At 70.3% G+C, this 6,424-nt stretch carries 7 protein-coding genes; 6 read left to right on the top strand and 1 reads right to left on the bottom strand.

Features of this window, described 5'->3' with window-relative positions:
• Positions 1-83 precede the first annotated feature (83 nt).
• Genes AOK08_RS39820 through AOK08_RS39810 form a run of 3 tightly spaced genes read left to right on the top strand, consistent with a single transcriptional unit; the run spans position 84 to position 1,989 of the window.
• Positions 84-977 carry an AraC family transcriptional regulator gene (locus AOK08_RS39820; RefSeq protein ID WP_055535176.1) on the top strand — a complete coding sequence of 298 codons (894 nt, stop codon included), beginning with the start codon at positions 84-86 and terminating at the stop codon, positions 975-977.
• Positions 947-1,684: an AzlC family ABC transporter permease gene (locus AOK08_RS39815; RefSeq protein WP_055535174.1), complete on the top strand. Its 738-nt coding sequence runs from the start codon at positions 947-949 to the stop codon at positions 1,682-1,684. The genes AOK08_RS39820 and AOK08_RS39815 overlap by 31 nt, the downstream gene beginning before the upstream one ends.
• Positions 1,681-1,989 (top strand): AzlD domain-containing protein, encoded by a 309-nt coding sequence (locus AOK08_RS39810; protein WP_055535171.1) that lies wholly within the window; start codon positions 1,681-1,683, stop codon positions 1,987-1,989. Before AOK08_RS39815 ends, AOK08_RS39810 begins: the two co-directional genes overlap by 4 nt.
• A gap of 27 nt (positions 1,990-2,016) precedes the next feature.
• Here AOK08_RS39810 and AOK08_RS39805 read toward each other — a convergent pair whose 3' ends face one another.
• Positions 2,017-2,961 (bottom strand): hypothetical protein, encoded by a 945-nt coding sequence (locus AOK08_RS39805; RefSeq protein ID WP_055535169.1) that lies wholly within the window; start codon positions 2,959-2,961, stop codon positions 2,017-2,019.
• Between the two features lie 80 nt (positions 2,962-3,041).
• Between AOK08_RS39805 and AOK08_RS39800 the strand changes: the two genes are divergently transcribed.
• From AOK08_RS39800 to recA, 3 genes are all read left to right on the top strand, one after another.
• The gene (locus AOK08_RS39800) at positions 3,042-3,236 is read left to right on the top strand and encodes a DUF3046 domain-containing protein (protein WP_055535167.1); all 195 of its coding nucleotides are present in this window, start codon (positions 3,042-3,044) and stop codon (positions 3,234-3,236) included.
• Between the two features lie 82 nt (positions 3,237-3,318).
• The gene (locus AOK08_RS39795) at positions 3,319-4,680 is read left to right on the top strand and encodes an AI-2E family transporter (protein WP_198539540.1); all 1,362 of its coding nucleotides are present in this window, start codon (positions 3,319-3,321) and stop codon (positions 4,678-4,680) included.
• A gap of 266 nt (positions 4,681-4,946) precedes the next feature.
• The gene (gene recA, locus AOK08_RS39790) at positions 4,947-6,071 is read left to right on the top strand and encodes a recombinase RecA (RefSeq protein WP_055535165.1); all 1,125 of its coding nucleotides are present in this window, start codon (positions 4,947-4,949) and stop codon (positions 6,069-6,071) included.
• Positions 6,072-6,424 lie beyond the last annotated feature (353 nt).

The following is a 6,424-nucleotide window of genomic DNA, read 5'->3' as shown; positions in this document are numbered from 1 at the left end:
CTGCGGCTGCGGCTGCGGCTGCGTACGGCGGGTGCGTGGTGGTGTGGTTCTGCGGGGGCAGGCGTTTCGCGGAGTATGGGGGTATGGGAGGTTCGGGGGAGCGGGCTCGGCACTGGCGGTATGCGGGACTGCCCGGTGTCGATCTTCTGCGTGCTCGGTACATCCGGAAGACGTTTGTTCGGCATACCCACGAGAACTTCGTCATCGCGGCCATCACGGATGGGGTGGAGGTCTTTCAGCACCGGGGGGACGATCAGTACGCGGGGTCGGGCGGGCTGGCGCTGGTCAATCCCGATACGCCGCATACGGGGCGTGCGGGGGTTCCCGAGGGGTGGCGGTACGGGGCTGTCTATCCGGCGCCCGATGTGGTGGCCGAGATCGCCGCGGAGACCACGGTGATTCGGGGGACGCCTGGATTTGTCGCTCCCGTGTTTGATGACGCGTACTCGGTCACTCTTGTTCATGAGGTGCTGCGTGCTGCCGAGGAAGGCAATGCGCTGGCCGCCGACACGCTGCTGCGGGTCGTGGTGACCCGGCTGCTCCGGCTCAACGGCGGGGCCCTTCAGGAACGGTCGGTGCCCACGGCGGGTGGGCGGATCGCGGCACGCGCGCGTGCTGTGCTGGAGGAGACGATGGCCGGGCCGCCGACCCTGGAAAGACTCGCCAAAGACCTGGGCACCAGTCCCTTCGCGCTGCTGCGGGCGTTCCGTGACACGTACGGGTTGCCGCCGCACGCCTGGCTGACGGACGCCCGGGTACGTCGGGCTCGGCGGCTGCTGGACGCGGGTACCGCGCCCGCCGACGCGGCTGTCGCCGTCGGCTTCACGGATCAGCCTCACCTCAACCGGCACTTCACCCGGATCGTGGGCGTGCCCCCAGGGGCGTATCAGCGCGAGCGCAAGAACGTACAAGACCCGGCGGGGCACCTGCTTCTACCGTTCGACGGGTGGCAGAACAGACAGCTCATGCAGACGTAGGTGCTGATGGTGGGGGCAAGCCGGACGCCGCCGTTGTGCGGGACGCCCTTGGAGTCGGGGTCGCCGTTGGATTGTCCGGGTTCGCCTTCGGGGTGACGTCGGTCGGCAGTGGGCTCACGGTTCCGCAGACCTGCGCGCTCAGCCTCCTGGTGTTCACCGGGGCCTCCCAGTTCGCGCTCGTGGGCGCGCTCGCGGCCGGCGGCAATCCGCTCACCGCGGCGGCGGGTGCCTTCTTCCTGGGGGTGCGCAACGCCTTCTACGGGCTGCGTCTGTCGCAATTGCTGGCCCTCCCGCGCGCGGTGCGTCCGTTCGCTGCCCAATGGGTCATCGACGAAACCACGGCGGTCGCCCTCGCACAGCCGACGCGGCGCGCCGCCCGTATCGGGTTCGCCGTCACCGGGCTCGCCCTGTACGTGCTGTGGAACCTCACGACGCTGCTCGGCGGGATCGGGGCCGAGGCCATCGGGGACACCGGAGCGTGGGGTCTGGACGCTGCCGGGCCCGCCGTCTTCCTGGCGCTGCTCGCGCCGATGCTGAAGTCCGGCGTGGAGCGCTCTGTCGCCGGTCTCGCCGTGGTGCTGGGGCTCGGTCTGCTGCCCGTACTGCCGGCCGGTGTGCCGGTTCTGGTCGCCGCGCTCGCGGCGCCCGCGGTCCTCTGGGCACAGGGCCGCCGTGGGGCGAGGGACGAGAAGGGTGTGGACCGGTGAACGTCTGGATCGCGATCGGCGCGACCGCCCTCGGCTGTTACGTCGTCAAGCTCATCGGGCTCCTCGTGCCCGCCGGTGTCCTGGAACGTCCGGTGGTCAGGCGGCTGGCCGCCCTGCTCCCCGTGGCCCTCCTCGCCGCCCTCACGGCCCAGCAGGCCTTCGCCGACGGACGTGTGCTCGTCCTGGACGCGAAGGCCGCGGGGCTCGCCGCTGCCGCCGTGGCGCTGGTGCTGCGCGCTCCCTTCCTGGTCGTCGTCGCGGTGGCCGTGGTGGTGACGGCAGGGGTTCGGGCCGTGACCGGCTGAGGGTCGGCAGTGCGCTTGCTCCTGGTGTCAGCCGATGGGGCGGCCGTAGGCCTTCAGGGTGCGCAGTGCCTCGATCGTCACCATGGGGCGTGCCTCCAGGGCGGTGCCCGGTGCCCACGCGCGCTGGCGGATGGGCCAGCCACCGTCCTCGCACTGCTCACTCACGAGGAAGTCCAGGGAACGCGTCATCTCCTCGTCCGTGAACCACGCGCGTGCGAGAGAGCCCGGTGTCCTCGCGTAGTCGTACGGGAAGTGGTGCTCGCCCGGGGCGTAGCCGGGCGCCACCGGGGAGGAGTCGAGGCGCTCCGGGTCGAGTGCCACGAGCCGGTGCTCGCGTACCAGGCGGCCCAGCCGGTCGGCCGCCGCCTGCGCGCGTGAGCGGTCCGGGACCGAGTCCAGGAAGGCCACCGCGGCCTCCACCTCGTACGGATGGGACTTCTCCAGGGAGTCGACCGCCTGCCAGCAGAAGTCCGTGGCCCGGAACAGCCAGGCGTGCCACACCTCGTTGCGGTGCAGCAGGCCCACGACCGGGCCCGTGGCGAGGAGCTCACTCGGCGGGTCGTCGGTGATCGGCATGAAGGGCGCCGCCGGATAGCCGCGCTGACTGGGGTGGATCGCCGGCAGCGCGCCGTCCGGTGCGGAGACCGAGGTCAGATAGCGGCACACGCGTTCGATCCGCTGTCCGCCGCAGCGCCCGATGGCGTCCAGGACGCGCAGTGCGTGCCCGGTGTGCAGGGGCTGGCTGACGGGACCGCGCAGATCGGGCTCCAGCGCGTGGCCGTATCCGCCGTCCTCGTTGCGGTAGGCGTCCAGCGCGGTCTCGACCGGGTCGGCGCCTCCGTTCAGGAAGTGGTACTCGAAGCGGCGCTGCTCCAGCACGCGCGCGGTGAGCCACACGAAGCGCTCGGCGCGGAAGAGCGGGGAACGCGCGGAGGGCGTCTGGGGGAGTGGGGCTGCTCCTGTTTCGGCCATGCGTCAGACCGTAGGGCGCGGAGCGGTCCCGGTGAGCCGTCCCGGCGTCGGCCCACCCTCAGGGGCGGGATACTGAAGTCATGCGGTTGACGGTCTTCTGGCAGCGGATGGCGGAACACTTCGGTTCGGGGTACGCCGACACGTTCGCGCGCGATCATGTGATGACGGAACTCGGCGAACGGACCGTGCACGAGGCCCTGGCCGCCGGCTGGGAGGCGAAGGACGTGTGGCGTGTGGTGTGCGCGGCCATGAACGTTCCCGCGGAGAACCGGTGAAATCGTACTGAAACGGCATCGGTCGGCCGCCTGGATCACCGGGCGGCGACTGAATGTCGGTGGCGTGGGCGAGACTTGCACCGTGGCATCCACAGACGAGACCGGACAGCTCGGACAGCAGGCGCCCCCGTTCGGCACGACGCCGCCCGCGCCCCCGGCCGGGCAGGGTGCGCGCATGCCCCGCTGGCTGCCGCGCGCCATGGTGCTGGCGCTCGCCCTCGTCGGCCTGTTCCAGTTGGGCAGTTGGGCCTTCCATCAGCTCACCGGCCTGTTGATCAATATCCTCATCTCGTTCTTCGCGGCGCTCGCGATCGAACCCGCGGTGAGCCGCATGGCGTCGCGCGGCATGCGCCGGGGACTGGCCACCTTCCTGGTGTTCATCGGCCTGCTCATCGGGATCGCCGGGTTCGTCACCCTGCTCGGCTCCATGCTCGCGGGCCAGATCATCAAGATCGTCGAGGACTTCCCGGACTATCTCGACTCCGTCATCAGCTGGATCAACGCGCACTTCCACACCGACCTGAAGCGGGTGGACGTCCAGGAGGGGCTGCTCCGCTCCGACTGGCTGCGCAGCTATGTGCGCAACAGCGCCACCGGGGTCCTGGACGTCTCCGCCCAGGTGCTGGGCGGTCTCTTCCAGATGCTGATGATCACCCTGTTCGCGTTCTACTTCGCCGCCGACGGACCGAGACTGCGCCGCGCGCTGTGCTCCGTACTGCCGCCCGCCCGGCAGGCCGAGGTGCTGCGCGCGTGGGAGATCGCCGTCGACAAGACCGGCGGCTATCTGTACTCGCGCGGCTTGATGGCACTCGTCTCCGGGGTCGCCCACTACATCCTGCTGGAGTTCCTGAACGTGCCGTACGCGCCCGTGCTCGCCGTCTGGGTGGGGCTGGTGTCGCAGTTCATCCCGACCATCGGCACGTATCTCGCGGGCGCGCTGCCGATGCTGATCGCCTTCACCGTCGATCCCTGGTACGCGCTGTGGGTGCTGCTCTTCGTCGTGGTCTACCAGCAGTTCGAGAACTACATGCTGCAGCCCAAGCTGACCGCGAAGACCGTCGACATCCACCCCGCGGTCGCCTTCGGTTCGGTCATCGCGGGCACAGCGCTCCTCGGCGCCGTCGGCGCGCTGATCGCGATCCCGGCGATCGCCACACTCCAGGCGTTCCTGGGCGCGTACGTGAAGCGGTACGACGTCACGGACGACCCTCGTGTCCACGGGCACCGCGGACGGGGTGCGGGCGTCCTCGCGCGGTTGCGGAGTCTGCTGGAGGGGCGCCGGGGTGCCGCCGATACCGGGGACGCCCCGGCGGGCTCCGCCGAGGCACCCGGTCCGGAGGCGGGTCCGGAGACGGTTCCAGAGGCGGGTCCGGAGGCGGGTTCGGAGACGGGGAAGGACCAGGGGCCGGGGACGCCGTCGGGGGAGGACTCCCCGCCCGTGTGAGTGGCGTTCGGGCCGTGGCGTCGGCTGCGGACGTCGTGCGGTGGACTCAGGTCTCAGAGGTGCGGTGTGTCACGCTTGACATGAAAATCGAACATCCATTCTGATTGAGGTTCCCGGTGAGGCCCTCGACGGGGATTTTGTCAGGGTTTTCATGCAGATGGGCCCGAGTTATCCACAGGCTGGACGGGCGTCGGGGCGCATTGTCAGTGGCAGGCGTTAGCGTCTTTGACGTGAAGCGATCGACTCAAGCAAATCGGGTGGAACCCATGGCAGGAACCGACCGCGAGAAGGCGTTGGACGCCGCACTCGCACAGATTGAACGGCAGTTCGGCAAGGGCGCGGTGATGCGCCTGGGCGAGCGGCCGAACGAGCCCATCGAGGTCATCCCCACCGGGTCGACCGCGCTCGACGTCGCCCTCGGAGTCGGCGGCCTGCCGCGCGGCCGAGTGGTGGAGGTGTACGGCCCGGAGTCCTCCGGCAAGACGACCCTGACCCTGCACGCGGTGGCGAACGCCCAGCGGGCCGGCGGCCAGGTCGCCTTCGTGGACGCGGAGCACGCCCTCGACCCCGAGTACGCGAAGAAGCTCGGCGTCGACATCGACAACCTGATCCTGTCCCAGCCGGACAACGGCGAGCAGGCCCTGGAGATCGTGGACATGCTGGTCCGCTCCGGTGCCCTCGACCTCATCGTCATCGACTCCGTCGCCGCACTCGTCCCGCGCGCGGAGATCGAGGGCGAGATGGGTGACTCGCACGTGGGTCTGCAGGCCCGTCTGATGAGCCAGGCGCTCCGCAAGATCACCGGTGCGCTGAGCCAGTCCCAGACCACCGCGATCTTCATTAACCAGCTCCGCGAGAAGATCGGCGTGATGTTCGGCTCGCCGGAGACCACGACCGGTGGCCGGGCGCTCAAGTTCTACGCCTCGGTGCGGCTCGACATCCGTCGCATCGAGACGCTGAAGGACGGCACCGACGCGGTCGGCAACCGCACCCGCGTCAAGGTCGTCAAGAACAAGGTCGCGCCGCCGTTCAAGCAGGCCGAGTTCGACATCCTCTACGGGCAGGGCATCAGCCGCGAGGGCGGTCTGATCGACATGGGCGTGGAGAACGGCTTCGTCCGCAAGGCCGGCGCCTGGTACACGTACGAGGGCGACCAGCTCGGCCAGGGCAAGGAGAACGCGCGCAACTTCCTGAAGGACAACCCCGACCTCGCGAACGAGATCGAGAAGAAGATCCTGGAGAAGCTCGGGGTCGGCGTGAAGGCGGAGAAGACCACCGCCGAGCCGGGCGCGGACGCGGCGGTCACGGTCGCCTCGGACGAGGCCGCGAAGACGGTGCCCGCTCCGGCGGCCAAGACCACCAAGGCCAGGGCCACGGCGGTCAAGAGCTAGCCCGTGACACGACGAACCGACTGGGCCGAGTACGCCTACCCCAATGCTTCGGAGGACCGGGGCGGCGGGGGCTTTGGCGGGGACGGTGACAGCGTCCACGGGGACACCGGGCCATACGGGGGTGGCCGCGGGGCCCGTCAGGGCGACGGGGCGTACGAGGGTGACGGAGACGGAGACGTCGGATTCCGGGGCGGCGAGGGGCTGTCGGGTGGCGGCCGACGTCGTGGCGCCGGTTCTCCGGGAGGCGGGGGGCGCCGTGGTGACGGTGCCCCGAGCGGCTCGTTCGGCGAAGGCGGCTCACGCGACGAGGGCGCGCGCGGCGGGCGTGGTCGTCGTCGGCGGCGGGGCTTCGG

Source organism: Streptomyces graminilatus, assembly GCF_001418565.1.
Lineage (GTDB): Bacteria > Actinomycetota > Actinomycetes > Streptomycetales > Streptomycetaceae > Streptomyces > Streptomyces graminilatus.
Note: the sequence above shows the minus strand (reverse complement) of the source record. Positions and strands in the feature narration are given on the sequence as shown.

Bases quoted from the DNA above. Each gene is read 5' to 3' on its own strand.
- AOK08_RS39820 (WP_055535176.1), top strand. From the start codon at position 84: ATGGGAGGTTCGGGGGAGCGGGCTCGGCACTGGCGGTATGCGGGACTG.
- AOK08_RS39805 (WP_055535169.1), bottom strand. From the start codon at position 2,961: ATGGCCGAAACAGGAGCAGCCCCACTCCCCCAGACGCCCTCCGCGCGT.
- AOK08_RS39800 (WP_055535167.1), top strand. From the start codon at position 3,042: ATGCGGTTGACGGTCTTCTGGCAGCGGATGGCGGAACACTTCGGTTCG.
- recA (WP_055535165.1), top strand. From the start codon at position 4,947: ATGGCAGGAACCGACCGCGAGAAGGCGTTGGACGCCGCACTCGCACAG.